The sequence below is a fragment of the Dethiosulfovibrio russensis genome, assembly GCF_021568855.1.
GTDB classification, from domain to species: domain Bacteria; phylum Synergistota; class Synergistia; order Synergistales; family Dethiosulfovibrionaceae; genus Dethiosulfovibrio; species Dethiosulfovibrio russensis.
Map to the genome: position 1 here is coordinate 299,729 of NZ_JAKGUG010000003.1, position 16,218 is coordinate 315,946.

Annotated in this window: 18 protein-coding genes and 2 tRNA genes; all 20 read right to left on the reverse strand. The window is 52.9% G+C overall.

Annotated features, from left to right (window positions below):
- Positions 1-8 precede the first annotated feature (8 nt).
- Positions 9-1,421 carry a V-type ATP synthase subunit B gene (locus L2W48_RS04925; protein ID WP_236100303.1) on the reverse strand — a complete coding sequence of 471 codons (1,413 nt, stop codon included), beginning with the start codon at positions 1,419-1,421 and terminating at the stop codon, positions 9-11.
- Positions 1,411-3,207 (reverse strand): V-type ATP synthase subunit A, encoded by a 1,797-nt coding sequence (locus L2W48_RS04930; RefSeq protein ID WP_236100301.1) that lies wholly within the window; start codon positions 3,205-3,207, stop codon positions 1,411-1,413. Before L2W48_RS04930 ends, L2W48_RS04925 begins: the two co-directional genes overlap by 11 nt.
- A 22-nt stretch (positions 3,208-3,229) precedes the next feature.
- Positions 3,230-3,565, reverse strand: coding sequence for a V-type ATP synthase subunit F (locus L2W48_RS04935; RefSeq protein ID WP_236100300.1), 336 nt, complete (start codon positions 3,563-3,565; stop codon positions 3,230-3,232).
- Positions 3,555-4,541 (reverse strand): V-type ATPase subunit, encoded by a 987-nt coding sequence (locus tag L2W48_RS04940; protein WP_236116506.1) that lies wholly within the window; start codon positions 4,539-4,541, stop codon positions 3,555-3,557. Before L2W48_RS04940 ends, L2W48_RS04935 begins: the two co-directional genes overlap by 11 nt.
- A 42-nt stretch (positions 4,542-4,583) precedes the next feature.
- Positions 4,584-5,165 carry a V-type ATP synthase subunit E gene (locus L2W48_RS04945; RefSeq protein WP_236100298.1) on the reverse strand — a complete coding sequence of 194 codons (582 nt, stop codon included), beginning with the start codon at positions 5,163-5,165 and terminating at the stop codon, positions 4,584-4,586.
- 30 nt (positions 5,166-5,195) lie between these two features.
- Entirely contained in the window at positions 5,196-5,672 is a 477-nt protein-coding gene (locus tag L2W48_RS04950; RefSeq protein ID WP_005661983.1) for a V-type ATP synthase subunit K, read from the reverse strand.
- Positions 5,673-5,735: 63 nt separating this feature from the next.
- Entirely contained in the window at positions 5,736-7,733 is a 1,998-nt protein-coding gene (locus L2W48_RS04955; RefSeq protein WP_236100295.1) for a V-type ATP synthase subunit I, read from the reverse strand.
- Positions 7,720-8,046, reverse strand: a complete 327-nt coding sequence (locus L2W48_RS04960; RefSeq protein ID WP_236100294.1) for a cell envelope biogenesis protein TolA — start codon at positions 8,044-8,046, stop codon at positions 7,720-7,722. Before L2W48_RS04960 ends, L2W48_RS04955 begins: the two co-directional genes overlap by 14 nt.
- Positions 8,047-8,253: 207 nt before the next feature.
- Positions 8,254-8,329: transfer RNA gene (locus tag L2W48_RS04965), tRNA-Gly, on the reverse strand.
- 56 nt (positions 8,330-8,385) lie between these two features.
- Positions 8,386-9,750 (reverse strand): 23S rRNA (uracil(1939)-C(5))-methyltransferase RlmD, encoded by a 1,365-nt coding sequence (gene rlmD / locus L2W48_RS04970; RefSeq protein ID WP_236100291.1) that lies wholly within the window; start codon positions 9,748-9,750, stop codon positions 8,386-8,388.
- 71 nt (positions 9,751-9,821) lie between these two features.
- On the reverse strand, positions 9,822-10,391 hold the full coding sequence (locus L2W48_RS04975; protein WP_236100290.1) for a 2-oxoacid:acceptor oxidoreductase family protein: 570 nt from the start codon (positions 10,389-10,391) through the stop codon (positions 9,822-9,824).
- On the reverse strand, positions 10,391-11,209 hold the full coding sequence (locus tag L2W48_RS04980) for a 2-oxoacid:ferredoxin oxidoreductase subunit beta (RefSeq protein ID WP_236100288.1): 819 nt from the start codon (positions 11,207-11,209) through the stop codon (positions 10,391-10,393). Before L2W48_RS04980 ends, L2W48_RS04975 begins: the two co-directional genes overlap by 1 nt.
- A gap of 1 nt (position 11,210) precedes the next feature.
- Positions 11,211-12,347 carry a 2-oxoacid:acceptor oxidoreductase subunit alpha gene (locus L2W48_RS04985; protein ID WP_236100287.1) on the reverse strand — a complete coding sequence of 379 codons (1,137 nt, stop codon included), beginning with the start codon at positions 12,345-12,347 and terminating at the stop codon, positions 11,211-11,213.
- The gene (locus L2W48_RS04990) at positions 12,340-12,549 is read right to left on the reverse strand and encodes a 4Fe-4S dicluster domain-containing protein (protein ID WP_005661975.1); all 210 of its coding nucleotides are present in this window, start codon (positions 12,547-12,549) and stop codon (positions 12,340-12,342) included. The genes L2W48_RS04985 and L2W48_RS04990 overlap by 8 nt, the downstream gene beginning before the upstream one ends.
- Before the next feature lie 58 nt (positions 12,550-12,607).
- Positions 12,608-13,276: a tRNA (adenosine(37)-N6)-threonylcarbamoyltransferase complex dimerization subunit type 1 TsaB gene (gene tsaB / locus L2W48_RS04995; RefSeq protein WP_236100285.1), complete on the reverse strand. Its 669-nt coding sequence runs from the start codon at positions 13,274-13,276 to the stop codon at positions 12,608-12,610.
- A gap of 3 nt (positions 13,277-13,279) precedes the next feature.
- Positions 13,280-13,753: a tRNA (adenosine(37)-N6)-threonylcarbamoyltransferase complex ATPase subunit type 1 TsaE gene (gene tsaE / locus L2W48_RS05000; protein WP_236100284.1), complete on the reverse strand. Its 474-nt coding sequence runs from the start codon at positions 13,751-13,753 to the stop codon at positions 13,280-13,282.
- Positions 13,750-13,983, reverse strand: a complete 234-nt coding sequence (locus L2W48_RS05005) for a hypothetical protein (protein WP_236100283.1) — start codon at positions 13,981-13,983, stop codon at positions 13,750-13,752. The genes tsaE and L2W48_RS05005 overlap by 4 nt, the downstream gene beginning before the upstream one ends.
- Complete coding sequence (locus L2W48_RS05010) at positions 13,980-15,491, reverse strand: NAD(P)H-hydrate dehydratase (protein ID WP_236100282.1); 1,512 nt, start codon at positions 15,489-15,491, stop codon at positions 13,980-13,982. The genes L2W48_RS05005 and L2W48_RS05010 overlap by 4 nt, the downstream gene beginning before the upstream one ends.
- Positions 15,475-15,864, reverse strand: coding sequence for a holo-ACP synthase (acpS, locus tag L2W48_RS05015; protein ID WP_236100281.1), 390 nt, complete (start codon positions 15,862-15,864; stop codon positions 15,475-15,477). Before acpS ends, L2W48_RS05010 begins: the two co-directional genes overlap by 17 nt.
- A gap of 212 nt (positions 15,865-16,076) precedes the next feature.
- Positions 16,077-16,151 (reverse strand) — tRNA-Val (locus L2W48_RS05020).
- Positions 16,152-16,218 lie beyond the last annotated feature (67 nt).

The following is a 16,218-nucleotide window of genomic DNA, read 5'->3' on the forward strand; positions in this document are numbered from 1 at the left end:
TCACCCCGCTAAGCCTTGACTTCTTCTGCGGACTTCTGATCCTCTTTGAGAGGCAGCAGATACCTCTCTATATACTCGTCGTGGACACGTTTGAGTTCCTTGACTGGGACCATTGTGAGGAGCTCCCAGCCAAGCTGGAGGGTTTCCTCCACCGTCCGGTTTTTATACTCTCCCTGACGGACGTACTCGTCCTCGAAACGGTCGGCGAAAGAGGCGAAAGCTTTGTCGTCCTCGGACAGAGCCCCCTCTCCCAATATGACGGCCAACTCCTTGGCCTCCTTGCCCCTGGCGTAAGCTGCGAAGAGCTGATTCATCAGGTCCGCATGGTCCTCTCTGGTCTTTCCCTTGCCGATACCCTTGTCCTTGAGTCTGGACAGAGAAGGCATAACGTCCACCGGGGGATATATGCCCTTACGGTGAAGACTGGGACTGAGTATTATCTGGCCCTCGGTGATGTACCCCGTGAGGTCCGGAATCGGATGGGTCTTGTCGTTTTCCGGCATGGTAAGTATGGGGACCTGGGTTATTGATCCGCTGCGTCCCTTTATTTTGCCGGCCCGCTCGTACATAGTTGCGAGGTCGGTGTAAAGATAGCCGGGATAGCCACGTCTCCCCGGGACCTCTTTCCTGGCCGCAGAGATCTCACGAAGAGCCTCGCAGTAGTTGGTGAGATCGGTAAGGATGACCAAGACGTGCATGTTCTTCTCAAAGGCGAGATACTCCGCCGCGGTCAAAGCCAGACGAGGAGTGGTGATTCGCTCGATAGCCGGGTCGTCGGCCAGGTTGACGTACATTACGGTTCGCTCCAGAGCACCGGTTCGCCTGAAGTCCTCCATGAAGAAGGAGGCCTCCTCGAAGGTTATACCCATGGCGGCAAATACGACGGCGAAAGCCTCGTGACCGCTTATGACGTTCGCCTGACGAGCCAGCTGGGCTGCCATCCTGTTATGGGGAAGCCCAGCTCCTGAGAAGATGGGCAGCTTCTGGCCTCTAACCATGGGATTCATACCGTCGATGGTCGATATGCCGGTCTGGATGAATTCCTCTGGATAATCTCGGGAATAGGGGTTGATAGGCAGTCCGTTGACGTCGATATTTTTGTCGGCGATTATGTGAGCCCCTCCGTCTATGGGCTCTCCCCTGCCGTTGAAGACCCGTCCCAACATGTCTTCGCTGACCGGTAAAGTTAGGACCTTCCCGACGAATCGGACCTTGGTATCCTCTATATCGATCCCGTCGGTTCCCTCGAAGACCTGTACCAACGCTCTATTGGAGTCTATCTCCAGGACCCTTCCACGGCGGTTTTCGCCGTTGGAAAGCTCGATCTCGACCAACTCGTCGTATTTGACGTCTTGGACCTTCTCGACCACGAGTAGCGGTCCCTGAAGGCTGCTGATGGTCTTATATTCTCTAGGCAACATCGGCTTCGCCTCCCGTCGGAACCAGTTTGGCGATCTCTTCCTTCATGACGTTCTCCAGATCGTCGATCTTCTGAAGCGAATCCTCGGAAACGAGCCCCATCCTGGCTATCTTCTCCCTGACTGGGAGGTTGAACAGCTCGTTCATGGGAGCTCCATTTTTTAGGGCTTCCATGCCGTAACGGTGAAAATTCATGATCATAGAGAGCATCTTAAACTGCTTTTTCATCGATGTATAGGTGTCGGTCTCGTGGAAGGCGTTCTGATGCAAAAAATCCTCCCTGAGGGACTTGGCCGTCTCTAGTATCATCCTCTCGTTTCTGGAGAGAGCGTCTATTCCGACCAGCCTCACTATCTCTCGGAGCTTATCCTCCTCCTCAAGCAGACCCATGGCATCGACTCTGGTGTGGGTCCACTCGTCGTCGAATTCCCCGTCCCAGTATTCGTCCAGCTTATTGGTGTAGAGAGAGTAACTCTGGAGCCAGTTGATTGCCGGAAAATGGCGCTGATAGGCTAACTGGGCGTCCAGTCCCCAGAATACCTTGGTGACCCGAAGGGTATTCTGGGTTACCGGCTCGGAGAGGTCTCCTCCGGGAGGAGACACGGCCCCGATGACCGATACCGATCCCTCGGCACCCTCTCTGCCGTAACAGATAGCCCGTCCAGCCCTCTCGTAGAAGGATGCAAGACGGGTTCCCAGATATGCAGGGTAACCTTCCTCTCCTGGCATCTCTTCAAGTCGTCCGGACATCTCTCTGAGGGCCTCTGCCCAACGGCTCGTGGAGTCGGCCATCAGAGCTACCGAGTACCCCATATCCCTGTAGTACTCCGCCATGGTTATCCCGGTGTATACGCTGGCCTCTCGTGCCGCAACTGGCATGTTGGATGTATTGGCTATGAGAACCGTCCTCTTCATCAGAGGCTCTCCTGATCTGGGGTCCTCCAGATGGGGGAACTCGAGGAGAACGTCGGTCATCTCATTTCCTCTTTCTCCACAGCCGATGTATACGACTATCTGAGCCTCCGCCCACTTGGCCAGCTGGTGCTGTATAACAGTCTTCCCGGAGCCGAAGGGACCGGGCACACAGGCCGTTCCTCCCTTGGCTATGGGGAAGAATGTGTCGACTACCCTCTGACCGGTGGTCAAGGGCGTAACGGGAGGAAGCCTCTTCGCTACCGGACGGGTTTTACGGACAGGCCATTTCTGGGCCATCCTGACCTCGTGCTTCTCCTTGTCGTCGCTCTCTATTACTGCGACCACGTCGTCGACGGTAAAGCTTCCCTTCGATATCTTCTTTATCTTTCCGGATATACCGATAGGCACCATTATACGATGTTCGACCAGCACGGTCTCCTGTACGATTCCTAAAACATCTCCCTGGGAGACCTGATCCCCTTCCTTAAGACGAGGCTCAAAATCCCACTTTCTCGAGTGATCCAAAGCGGGAACATCGATTCCCTTAGCTATATAGGGACTCTGAGCAGCGTCCTCGATGCTCTTAAGAGGTCTCTGAACGCCATCGTAAAACTGCTCTATCAGTCCGGGCCCAAGCTCGACGCTAAGGGGTTCTCCGGTGCTTACGACTGGTTCGCCGGGTTTTAGCCCCGACGTCTCCTCGTAGGCCTGAATCGAGGCATATTCGTCCTTCAGCTCAATGATTTCGCCGACAAGACCTATTTCCCCGATACGGACCACGTCGTACATGCTGGCACCGATCATTCCCTTAGCGACTACCAGGGGTCCGGATATTCTTTCTATGCTGCCTTTTATGACCTTATCCGTGGCCACTATGAATCGCCTCCAGCCTTAACTATTTTTCAGCAAAGATATCCATTCCCACGGCTCGCTCCACGTTTCCGCGAATTGCGGAGAGTCCGACGTTGAGAGACCCTCTTATGCCTGGGATGGGGATCATGCTGGCGGGATACTCCTGGTTGAGCTCCGAGATGAGGTCCTGATTCTCGACGAAGAGGGCCTCCTCCACGAAAACGACCGCGTAGTTCTCTCTGGCCAGTCGTTCCAGAAGTTTCTTGACCTCATCGGATTTCTCTCCGACAGGGAAGGGCTTTACGCCTACTGCCTGAAATGGCAATACTGTATCGTATTGTCCGACCGCGGCCATAGGGCGAGAGCTTTTATCCGACACGACGCATCAGCCTCCTCACCATATCTCGATCGGCTCCGTTGGCGATGGAAACCAATATAACCCTCAGGTTTTTGGCTTCCAACTCTTTCAACCAGGAAAAACGGAGTACGTTTTCCGGCTCAAAGCAACCGTACTTCGCCTCTTCTAGCACGTCGGTTACGTAATCATCGAGAATTTTGTCGAAGACCATCAGGAGAGTCTCCATATCGGAGGCATCCTGGATGTAATCGAAGACCGTTCCGACGTCGGCGAAGGCTAGAAGCCTTCCCCAGCTTTCGATCGGCTCTGCTAGAGTGGATATAAGACGGTCTATCGATATATCCCCGCCTTTATGTAAAAAGTCCACCGCTGCCGAGGGCTCCACCTGGGCTCGACTTAACCTAATGAGAGTACGGACGTTCTCCGCATCTACCCGCCTCTTGAACCAAAGGTTCACCTGAGGCATCGAGAGCTTGCCGACCAAATCGGACATGGCCTTGAAGAGGCACCTGTCCAAGGCGCACTCGACCGCCAGCATATCGTGATTCTGATCCCAATGAGTCAATACCTGCGGGATAGTGCGATGCAGGCCGAATGGCAACAGACGGTACTCCTCGCTCTCCACTGCCATGACCAAAGAATCGGTGTCGATGGTCCCCAGAGACGTCAGGAGATCGAAGCGACGATCTCCACCTTCTTTGGAGAGGATCAGGCTCTTCACCAGAACCTTGACGTTGTGAAAATCGTAAGGCAGTCGGCAAAGCTGAACCAACTCCTCGTCCGGGGTGAATCGGCTGATCTCATCGTAAGCGAGATGAAGCTCCGCCTCGATGGCCGAGTCAAACTCCTCGTTGGACTTCATCTCCATGATCCATGGGGCGTAAACGGTCTCCCCAAGTACCTTTATGGCTCCGTCCAGACCGTCACACTCGATAAGTCTCTGGAAGAGGGACTCGTCGAGCAACCGATTCTCCATCGCCCTCAGACGCGCGACCAAATATCCATATCGTTCCGCCGGGGCCATGTGTTCACCGCCCAACTACTCTGAGAACAGCCGTTTTACAACGTCTGCCTCAAGATCGTCCCGAAGCCAGCGGACCAACATATCGAAGGAAGCGTTTTCGCTTATCTTATCCCTCTTGAGTATAAAGCCTCCGGTTATAGAAGCCTTTTCTCCCGACATAGTCAGGTTGGTCTTGTGCTTTTCGTTGTATCCCTTGAGCCAGGTTTCGTTGAGGTGCTTGTCCTCTTTGCCTATTATTATATCCTCGTCGCCTGTCTGAACCGCTTTCCCCAAGAGGGATTCGACGAAAGAAATATACTTAGCGGCAGAAAGGGCTCTGAGTTTCTCCAGAGATCCCTTGTAAACCTCGTCGACAAGCTGCTGTCTGGCACCGAGCTCAAGCTTCTTGACGTCCAGCTTCGCCACTATCTCGCGGCGTCGCAAAATTTCCGGTTTTTCGCTCTCGAATCGAGATTCATAGGAGTCCTTCATCGACTCCATCTCTCGCCTTAAATCGGCCGTTACTTCTCCAGCCTGTTCTCGAGCTTTATCCAGGATTTTTCCGGCCTCTGCTCTGGCATCAGCCTCGATTTTTTTCTTTATGTCGGATAAAGACATGCCGATCACTCCAACTCTTCAGGCCTAAGCCTAGGATATCCCGTTGAGCAGGAGGATACTCACCAAAAGGGCAAGAACGGCGTAGGTCTCGACCATAGCGGGAAGGATAACGGCTTTACCGGTCTCCTCCGGACGCTTGGCGATCATCTGAATACAGGAAGCGGAAGTCTTTCCCTGAGCTATTCCGGAAAAATACCCGGCTATGGCTATAGGAAGGCAGGCGAAAAGGACACCTAGTCCGTTGAGCCAAGTTATCGCCATCGTGGGCTCTCCTCCGATGAGGCCAGCCTTGAGCATGGCAAAGAAAGCAATTAAAAGACCGTATATTCCCTGAGTTCCCGGAAGGGCCTGAAGCAAAAGCACTAAACCGAATTTACCGGGATCCTCCGTCATGACTCCAGCGCCGGATTCACCGGCAATACCAACTCCGATAGCCGATCCAGCACCGGCGAAACCGGCGGCCAAAGCTGCACCAAGAATCGTCAGCATCACACCGAGATGTTCCATAAAGTACGACACTCCCCTCACAAAAATAAATGGTGACTCCCTATTGCGGGATAGACCAATCTACTAGCCTTCGCCGCCCTCTTCTGATATGGCGACGTACTTCGTGTTATACCGAAGAGGTTCGAAAAGACGGCCTCCTCCGGCGTAGAACTTACTGAAGAACTCCACGTACTGTAGACGCAGAGAATGGACGAACGCTCCCAGGACGTTGACTGCCACGCTGAAAAGGTGACCTCCCAGGAAAATAACGATGGCTATCAGCCATCCTACGTAAGGAATGGTCGAGGAAAGACCGGCCAACATGTTTATTATCATAGCTATGGCCGAAGTAGCCAATCCCAAGGCCAGGAGACGACTGTAACTGAGGACGTCCCCCAGGTAGGCTGTCACGTTATACAGACTCAGTAGTCCAGAGATCGCTTTTTGGATCATGCCGTCTTTATCTCTGCCCTGCGTCGCCACCAAGGTTATCGCTCCAGCTGCGGTGACGAGCTTGCCCAACCAGGAGATCGCAGGCAACTTAGTGGAAGCGCCTAGGAGGAGAAGTCCGGTAAGGAAAACCATCCATCCGAGTTGATCCGCAAAAGCACCCATATAATCGCCTTTTCTCAGGCAATCCTTCATGGCGACGGCCATCCCGAAGAATATTTGGACTATGCCGAAAACCAGAGAGATCCCCAAAAAGGCCATAGGATCGTTCATGGGAATCAGGAGGACCGGGATATCCTTGATGGGCTTAAGGAAACGAAGGAACGGTACTACGTCTATCATGTCTCCCATCCAACTTCCGGTTAAGGCGCCGACCAAGGTGGCGGCAATGCCGGACAGAACGAAAAGAGAGAAGAATTGCTTGGTTCCCGAGGGCATTTTCTTGAATTTTTTAAGGAAGGCCATGAAGAAACCGACCATGATGAGACCGTACCCACCGTCTCCCAGACACATCCCGAAGAATATGAAGAAAAACGGCGCCAACAGAGGAGTCGGATCTATACCACCGTATTTGGGAGCTCCGTAAAGCTTGGTCAAGGTCTCGAACGGAAGAGACCACTCGGGATTTTGAAGCATAGTCGGAGGCATGTCGGACTCCTCCGGATCGTAAAAACAAAGTTCGGTAAGATCGGACACAGGAGAAAGAGCCTTAACCAGTTCGTCCTCTTCTTCCGCCGGAACCCAGGAGCGGATTAAAACGACTTCGTCGGTGTACTCTCCGCCTTCCAGTGCTCTCGCGCGATCGGCAAGAACAGCCCAGTAGTCGCTGAATCTCCGGACATCAGGGACCAGCTCCTCCGCCTTTTGATGCATCTTAACGTCCAGATCCTCGGCCTCTTTTAGAAGCCGCTCCCTCTTGTCGACGAGGCGTTTTATCTCCTCCTGCGGGGACAGGGACAGGTCTTTCGAAACGTCGATCTTTGAAAAGCCGAAACCACCGGCTATCTCCATAGCCCTCGATTCCAAGGCTCTTAGTCCCACCATAACGACCCAGGTCTCTTTATCCTTGGGGCCGAATGGCACATAATAGGTCTCGATGTCCTCTCCCAAAGCGTCTAAGATGGACCGATTCCACTGGTCTATCTTTTCGACCGGGATGGTTCCCATGATGCCGGATACTATTTCGGTTCCGGATGACATGAGGCTCATCGGATAGGGCATATCCTTCAACTCGTCGAGAAAAGTCAGATATCCGTCCGTCTGAGATATATCAGATCGAATCTCGACGAGTTTTCTCTCCAGGGCGCGAACTTCCTCCGCCCTCTCCTTGACCTCGAACGAATCGGATGCGGAAGCCAGATGCCGAAGTGGGAACTCCGGCCTTTCCCCAAAGGATCTAGCTATAGAGCTGATCTCGTCTACATAATGGGGCTCCAGTATCCTTAGGAGATATCGGGCTTCGCTGATCTTATCGTCCAAATCCGCCAGAATTGCCGGAGACTTCTGTCCATCCTCGTCTCCATCGGGAAGGACGATCTCACAACACCCTAATTTCTGAAGCGTGGCGAGAACCGTGTCGACCACGGTGTTGTGAGCGTATAGCTCCAGCTTTTTGACACTAGCTACGCCCATATCTAGCCATCACCTCTTCCGCAACCCAGGAGGACACAGCATCGACACCTTTTCTACCGGCCTCGATAAACTTTTGAGCCTCTTTTTCGCCCTCCGCAACGATGGAGTCGGCTTTCTTCTCCGCCTCCGCCTCTACCTCGGTCAATCGGCTTTTGTACCTCTTGTAGGCCTCCTGCTTCGATTCCTTGCGCATAAGATCCGCCTCGTCCCTTGCCTTGGAGACTATCTTAGCTGCCTCGGATCTGGCTTCAGCCACCTGTTGTTTAGCCTGAGCTTCGACCTTTTTGATCTCTTCGGTAAGACTGGTCGCCATTCCGCTCACCTCCTTTCGAGGAACAAAATCCTTCAAAAGATCTGTACTCTCGTGTACAGACCGGGACACCACTCAATTTTAGTGATCGAGGATAGTCGTGTCAATCAAAACAAATGGATGAAAGCGAATTATCCTCTAAAAAGAGCTATAAAAAATAAAAGAGCCTAGCTGTCTTTAATTGACAGCTAGGCTCTTTTATTTTTTATATGGAGCGGACAACGGGATTCGAACCCGCGACCCTTAGCTTGGGAAGCTAATGCTCTACCGACTGAGCTATGTCCGCACTTTTACGTCTGAAATCGATCGACGCCCGTAATTATAGCGATTCATGCAGATATGTCAACCTCTTGCGATGCGTTTGAACGAGGCCAGGGTTTCGACGTGAACGGTCTGAGGAAAAAGGTCGAAACACTCCGATGTGGCCAACTCCCAACCGTCGGAGACCAGCTTAGCGCCGTCTCTCGCCAGTGTAGAGGGGTTACAGGAGACGTAAACCAACATATCGGCAGAGCTCTCCGTGACGGCATCCAGGACCTCCGAGGCACAGCCACCTCTCGGAGGATCGACGACGATCACGTCAGGCTTGGCCTCCACCATGGTCCTGACGGTATCCTCCGCTCTATTGCATATCCCCTTGACGTTGTCCAATCCGTTACGGGAGACGTTTTCCAAAAGCCTTTCGATCGCAGGTGCCCACTCCTCAACTGCCAATACCGTTTTCGCAGCTTTGGCTAAAAAGACGGTCAGAGCTCCCACTCCGGCGTAGAGTTCCACGACCGCCCCTCCCCTTTCGGCAACGATAGAGGACGCTCTGAGGAAAAGCCTTTCCGCCTGAAACGGATTTACCTGAAAGAAAGCCGTACCATCATAGGATAGATCGTAGTTTGAGATCTTTTCCGTTATGACCCCATCTCCCCATATCGTCGACGATCTGTCTCCAAGTATCCTGTTTCCTCTGGAGGAGTTTTCGTTCCAGATTCCGGAAAACGACGCCTGAGTCGTACCCTTAAGTCTAGCTAGAGATCGCTCGAGAAGCTCTTTTCCACGGCAGTTTCTGAGGGATGTAACAACTGCGAGAGCCAAAAGAGAACCCTCTCTGTTGCCCCTGAAAACCATGTGTCGCAACAGGCCTTTATGTCGTCTTTCGTCGTAAAAGGGAACTCCGTTCCTTTTCAACTCCGGCATCACCCTATTCCTGAAATCGACGTAGAGTTTTTCCACGTGGGGCATGAGAACGGGGCATCCATCGATAGGTGCTAATTTATGGCTGCCGGATTTAAAAAAACCTATTTCTCCGCCGTTTTCGGACCTTACGGGAAACGAGGCCTTGTTACGATAGCCCCATTGAATAGGACTCGGGTGACAGATGGGTCTCTCTACCTTCATCCTTCCGATCCTCTCCATGGCGTCTTTCACGCTCTTGGTCTTTATCTCCAGCTGTAGATCGTAACTTCCGTGTTGGAGCTGACATCCTCCGCAGAGACCGTACCAGGGACATCTAGGGGTTATCCTATGTTCCGACGGAACCTCGATATTAAGGACCTTAGCAGTAGCGTAGTTTTTTTTCTCCGTCTCCAGGGAAACCCTTACTACCTCGGAAGGCAGCCCCCCGTCAAGGAAGACTATCTTGCCTTCCTCTCCGACTGCCACCCCTTGTCCTCTGGAATTCACGTCTCTGACTGTAAGAGTGATTTCTTTGCCCACGGAGATCCCCCCAAAAATATGCCGGGGTAGAGTTTTTATCTCTCCCCGGCACGATATATCTTTATTCTACACTAAAAGTGAAGCGACTGGCTGTTCTTGAAGACTTTATAGCCCTCGTCGAAAGCCTTGCCGTTCATCTCCTCCGTCCCTTTGGGAACCCTGGAGAGGATGGCTTTCCTTATCGCTTCGGGTTCCGCCACCTTTTCAAGCTCGAGCACTCTGGCCACCATCCCGAGAGAGACCATGTTGGTGACAAGCTCTCGTCCGATGACGTCTCTCGCCGTCTTCACGATGGGAAGATGATAGATGTTGGCGTCCACCTCAGGTATGTCCTTGACGTAGAAATCGTCTATTATCAGCCGTCCTCCGGGCTTCGTATCCGCAGCGTACTTCTCGCAAGCCTGGGAAGTCAGGATGACCTGTAGATTAGGCTGAACCGGCATGGGGTAGTCTATAGGCTCGCTGGAGATAACCACCTCTGCCTTGGAGCTGCCTCCTCTGGCTTCGGGACCATAGCTCTGGGTCTGAACTGCGAACAGCCCGTCGGCGTAAAGAGAGACGGCCTCCCCGACCACGACCGATGCCAAGATGACGCCCTGTCCGCCGGAGCCGGCGAAACGAATTTCGAAACGATCGCTCATTAGCCTTCCCTCACTTTCTTGGTCATGGCAAGGTATTGTTCGGTGTACTCGGGAGCGGTCTTGTTGACGAACTCTCCTACGACTATCCTGCCGTAAAGCTCCTCCGGAGACATATCCTTTGCCTTTTCCTTGGTGACGGTGGCGGACTTGAGGAACTCTATGTTGGATATGGGAGTACGCCTGTTGTTCTTACGGCCGAACTGGGTGTGACAGCTGGAGATTATCTCCACCACGGAGAATCCCTTGTGCTTTATGCCATCGACGATATACTTCTCCGCCTGCTTGGGGTTGGCGATGGTCGATCTTGCCACGAAAGTCGCTCCAGCTCCCTCGGCCAAACGACATAGATCGAAGGTGGGATCGACTGCACCGTAAGGAGCGGTGGTGGCCAAAGCTCCGCCGGGAGTGGTTGGAGATGCCTGTCCTCCGGTCATGCCGTATATGTTGTTGTTCATCACGATGGCCGTTATGTCGATGTTACGTCGGCAGGCGTGGATAAAATGGTTGCCTCCTATCGCGGAGCAGTCTCCGTCGCCCATTACGTCTATAACGGTCATCTCCGGTTTGACCATCTTGATACCTGTGGCGAATCCCAGAGAACGACCGTGGGTCGTGTGAAGGGTGCAGGCGTCGATGTAACCGGGCATACGGCTGGAGCATCCGATTCCGGAGGCGATGACCGTGTTGCTCTGGTCTTTCTTAAGGTCCACCAATGCCCGAAGCAGCGAGTGCATGATTATTCCGTGGCCGCATCCAGGGCACCACATATGGGGGAAAAACCGCGTTCTGAGCCAGCTGTATACTTCTTTCGAGGGCATCTTATCTGACCTCCTGGGAGATTTTTTCGAGAATATCCTTGGGGTGGAACAGATCCCCGTTGACCAACTCCATGGGTACTACCCTGGATTTTCCGTGAACCGCACGCTCCACTTCCAATACCATCTGGCCGCAGTTCAGCTCGGGGACTATGATGGTCTTGACCTTTCGGGCTAGCTTCTCCAGCTCCTTATCGGGGAAGGGCCACAGGGTCACAGGACGGAAGTGTCCTACCTTCATTCCCCTGGCTCTGGCATCCTTGACGGCTCTGGAACTGGAACGGGCCACGCTGCCGTAAGAGACCACCAGGATATCGGCATCCTCTACGGACTCGGTATCGTAACGGACTATATCGTCTCTGAACCGGTCTATCTTTCTCATCAGACGGGTCATCTTCTTCTCTATCTCGTCGGCGTTATTGGTCGGGAAACCCCAATCGTTATGGGTAAGACCGGTGACGTGCCAACGATAGCCGTCGCCGAAGGACGCCATCGGAGGGATATCGTCCTCTGGGTCGGCTTTATACGGGACGAACTTGTCCATCTCCACGGTCGGCTTTTTCCTGCTCGAGATCCTGACGTCCTCGGGATCGGGAATCTCTATCTTCTCTCTCATATGACCGATCTCGGCGTCGCTCATTATCAGCACCGGCTGACGATATTTCTCGGCGGCGTTGAAGGCATCGATAGCCATGGTGTAGCACTCCTCCACCGAGGAAGGGGCATAGGCTATGGTGCCGTGATCCCCGTGGGTTCCCCAACGAGCCTGCATGACGTCCTGCTGTCCCGCCTTAGTGGGAAGTCCCGTGGAGGGGCCGCCTCTCATAACGTCGACTACGACTATCGGTATCTCCGCCTCGTAAGCAAGACCCAGGTTCTCCTGTTTAAGGGAAAAGCCAGGCCCGGAGGTCGCGGTAAGAGCTTTAGAACCGGCGATGGAAGCGCCAATGGTCGCTGCTATAGCGGAAATCTCGTCCTCCATCTGGATGAAACGACCGTCCAGTTTGGGAAGTTCTTCCGCCATCTTTTCAGCTATCTCGGTGGAGGGGGTTATGGGATAACCGCCGAAGAAACGACAGCCGGCAGCCAAGGCCCCCATAGCCAAAGCCTCGTTACCCTGCCAAAACGCTACTTTACCCATTTTTTTCCGCCTCCCTAATCGTTATAGCCAAGTCGGGACAGATATTCTCGCACTGGCGACACCCTATGCACTTTTCGGGCTCGAAAGGCTCGGCTTTTTGCCTGTCGTCGATGCCGAGGACCTTCTTAGGACAGATCTCCACACAGAGTGAACATCCTTTGCACCAGGTCTTGTTGATGATTACCTCAAACTTCTTCGCCAAAAAATTCACCTCCAAAGGTTTTCCGTTCCCCCCAGGAACGGTTGGTGCACATGTAAATTTATCTTGAAAAACCACCTATGCCGGGGTCTCTATGGTATCTAGCCTTTACGGCCTCAGGGTCTACCGCATAGTCCTTGCGGTGCCAAGCCGTCAAAGCCGTGGCGATACCACCGATCCTCGGAATAAGGTTTATGGAACCACCATATTGCATATCTCGACATGTACGGTCTTCCGTCACCACGATCTTGGGAAAACCGTCTAAATCGTTCAAGGCCAACGATAGATCGGATAAAGATCTCTCTTTTTCGGCCATGATTTCCTCGAATCCGTCGTCGGCTAGATAAAAAGCGGCGGAATAGACCGCGTCTCTGCCAGCCCTTATGCAGGGTACGATCAGATCCCCGACGATAGGGTTAGCCCCCCGAGCCAGGGCTTCGAGGGAGCTTATCGGTATAACCGGGAGCCCCAGCCCCTTGGCGAGAGAGACACCATATGCAACGGCTATGCGTATTCCGGTAAAATACCCGGGACCTACCGTAATCGATATCGCATCTATATCTTGCAAGGACATCCCGGAAAAAGAGAGGAGTGAATCCACGACAGACGGAAGGCGGGCTGCCTGTGACCTTCCGAGATCCACATTGATCTCGGAAACCGGGATTCCCTCGGAGACGATTCCCCCACAGGTCCAGCGATTACAACAGTCCAGGGCCAGAATTCTATCCATGTATCAAGGCCTCCAATTCTCTAAGTCCAAGGAATCACAAATATCTCGACTGACATCGTCCAGAGGATGGACCTCTATGGTTCTGAGGAAAGCATCGTTCTCGTTTCCTTTGAACAAGACGGAAAAACCCTCCAGCTTAGGAACGGAGGTCAACCTATCGGGCCATTCGATCACGACAACCCAACCATCGTCGCTGTATTCGTCCAATCCCAACTCCCTGAAATCGACTTTTTTCAGACGATAGAGGTCGGCATGAGCTACTGGGATGGTCGAATAATACTCGTTAACCAAGGTAAAAGAAGGGCTTCTCACTTCCCTCCATTCAAGTGCTTTGAGCATCCCTCTGACAAAGGTAGTCTTTCCCATACCCAGAGTACCGTTCAACAGGATTATCGATCCCGGAGTCAGGACTTTCGCGAAGGCGGCACCGAAAGACTCGGTCTCTTCCGACGACGTAGTTGTAATCGAAAAAGTCATTTTTTCCACCTTTTCATCAATACGAGAAAGATGACCCCCATGGCGAAAAACATCGCTATGGCAGGCAGTAGGACCTTGGAGACGGAGGCCTCCGGACGATAAAACTTGACTCCCCCTATCATAGCCAAGGCAAACAACAGGGATAAAGCCGATATCCCCAGACCTCTACGCTGTATTTTCTTTGTTTTAAGCAGCTCTTTATCCCAATCGACCGGCTCTCTTCCTCTCATAGAACCTCTCCCATCACCGATGGAATCTCGTCGGCTATCTCTGAAGCTCTTAGTCCATCCACGCTTTTCTCAGAGAGATTTTCTCCGGAAACTCCATGGATCCACGAGGCAATGGCTCCAGCCTCCATGGAAGAGAGACCTCTAGCCCACATCGCTCCGACCAACCCTGAGAGAACGTCTCCCGAACCCGGAATGGACAGGGCCTGGTTACCCGAGGATATGACAGAACGCCTCCGACCATCGCTTATCAATGTCCCATACCCCTTCAACAGACAGAGGCCGTATTTTTCCCCTAGCTCGGTCGCTGCGGACAACCTCCGGGAAGCCACATCGGATGGAGTCCAACCTAAAAGCCTAGCGGCCTCTCCCTCGTGGGGGGTTATCAATAGGTTTTCCCGACGATCCTTTCGAGAAGCCAAGAAGAAAAGCCCGTCTCCGTCTACGACGGTTTTATAGCCTCCATACCCCCAAAAGCAGGAAAAGATCTCCTCGGAAAGGCCGTTCCTGTCCAGACCAGGCCCCACCACGGCAACGGAACATCTCTCTCTCCATCTGTCGAGAATAACGCTCAGCTCGTCGGAAGAGTTCATCGGCTCGAAAATGACCTCCGGGATGGAGGAAATATAGGGTCTTACGATCTTTGGAGCCGCTAAGACGCAGAGCCCTGCGCCTCCTCTGAGAGCCCCCATGGAGGCCAAAGCTGCAGCTCCTGGATATCTGAGAGACCCGGCGACTATCAACACGCCTCCGCGGCTTCCCTTGTGGGCGTCCAGACGGGTAGAAGGGTATCTCTCCTCTACCCACCGTCTGTCTATCAGGTCCATAGACAGCTCTTCGTCGTCTCTGATGATGACGTCGCCGTCCACGCCTATATGAGCTATAACGAGATCCCCCGAATAAAGTCGCCCTGGGGAAACGAAATGGCCGATCTTTCCGGCAATCATGGTCACCGTCACGTCTGCCTTTATCGCCTCTCCGAGAACGGTACCGTCGCTCAGGTCGACACCTGACGGGCCGTCTATAGCTAAGATCTGTCTAGCCTTTCGGGCAGAGCATACGGCACGGAGGACCTCCCCTCTGGGAGCTCCCTTTGCACCGGTACCGAGCAATGCGTCGACTACCAGGGAAGCTCGACCGACCGAGTCAGCCAATTCCGGATCGGAAAGATCCTCTGTTTTTACACACGGTATGTGAAGTTTGGTCAGGATGGAATAGTTTGCAAAAGCGGCACCGGACAGACGGGACTCGTCCCCTGAAAGAAAGACGGAGACACGTCGGCCCATTCTGGCAAGATGCCTGGCCACTACGAATCCGTCGCCTCCATTGCTTCCGGTACCTGCCAATACGGCCACATCGTCCCCGACTGCGGACATGGATGCTGCCATATCGGCACATGCGATACCGGCGTTTTCCATGAGTATCTCAGATGGTATGCCCAGATGATCCATGGCGTACCTATCTGCGGACTGTATGACCTCAGAAGGATAAATCTTATTTAAGGTTTTCATGGTATGGCCCCTCCTCCATAACCACAAAAGCTAATGCGTAGTCGCCGTCATGGCTCAACGAAAGATGAAAACGATTCTTTCCCAAATCTTGTCCGATTTTCGGAGGAAGTCCGTCCAACCTGATGAAAGGTCCTTTCTCCGTTCGAGAAACACAAACTCCTTGAAAGACCACCTTAGCTAGATGAACTCCGGAAGCCTTGGAGAATGCCTCTCTGGCAGCGAAAGAAGCAGCCAAATGTCTGGCAGGAACCGGACGGGACATGGCATAGTTTATTTCCTCAGGAGAGAAGACCCTCTTGAGAAAACGATCGTTTTTTATACACTTCGCCAGTCGAGATACTCGACAGAGATCGACGCCTATACCGAGAACCATAAATTCCCCTCCCCCGTACAGAACAATACTATACTCTATTTTTGAGAAATCACAATTCCCCCGAAGAAAAAAGATGTAAAAACAGATCTTCTGGAGAAGTATCTTTATGGATAACCATGCTTTTCTATAATCAAACAATACTCGCATAAATAAATTCACTGTTTAAAGTCACAAAAAAAGCTCCGACCGTAGTCGAAGCTTTTACCTCTTAATGGTGGGTGGTAGAGGAATCGAACCTCTGACCTCTTCCGCGTCAAGGAAGCGTTCTACCCCTGAACTAACCACCCGCCAACGCCAGAGAATTTTACATGGGATAGAGCTTCTTGTCAATCTCCGATCTCCACTACTCCGGCA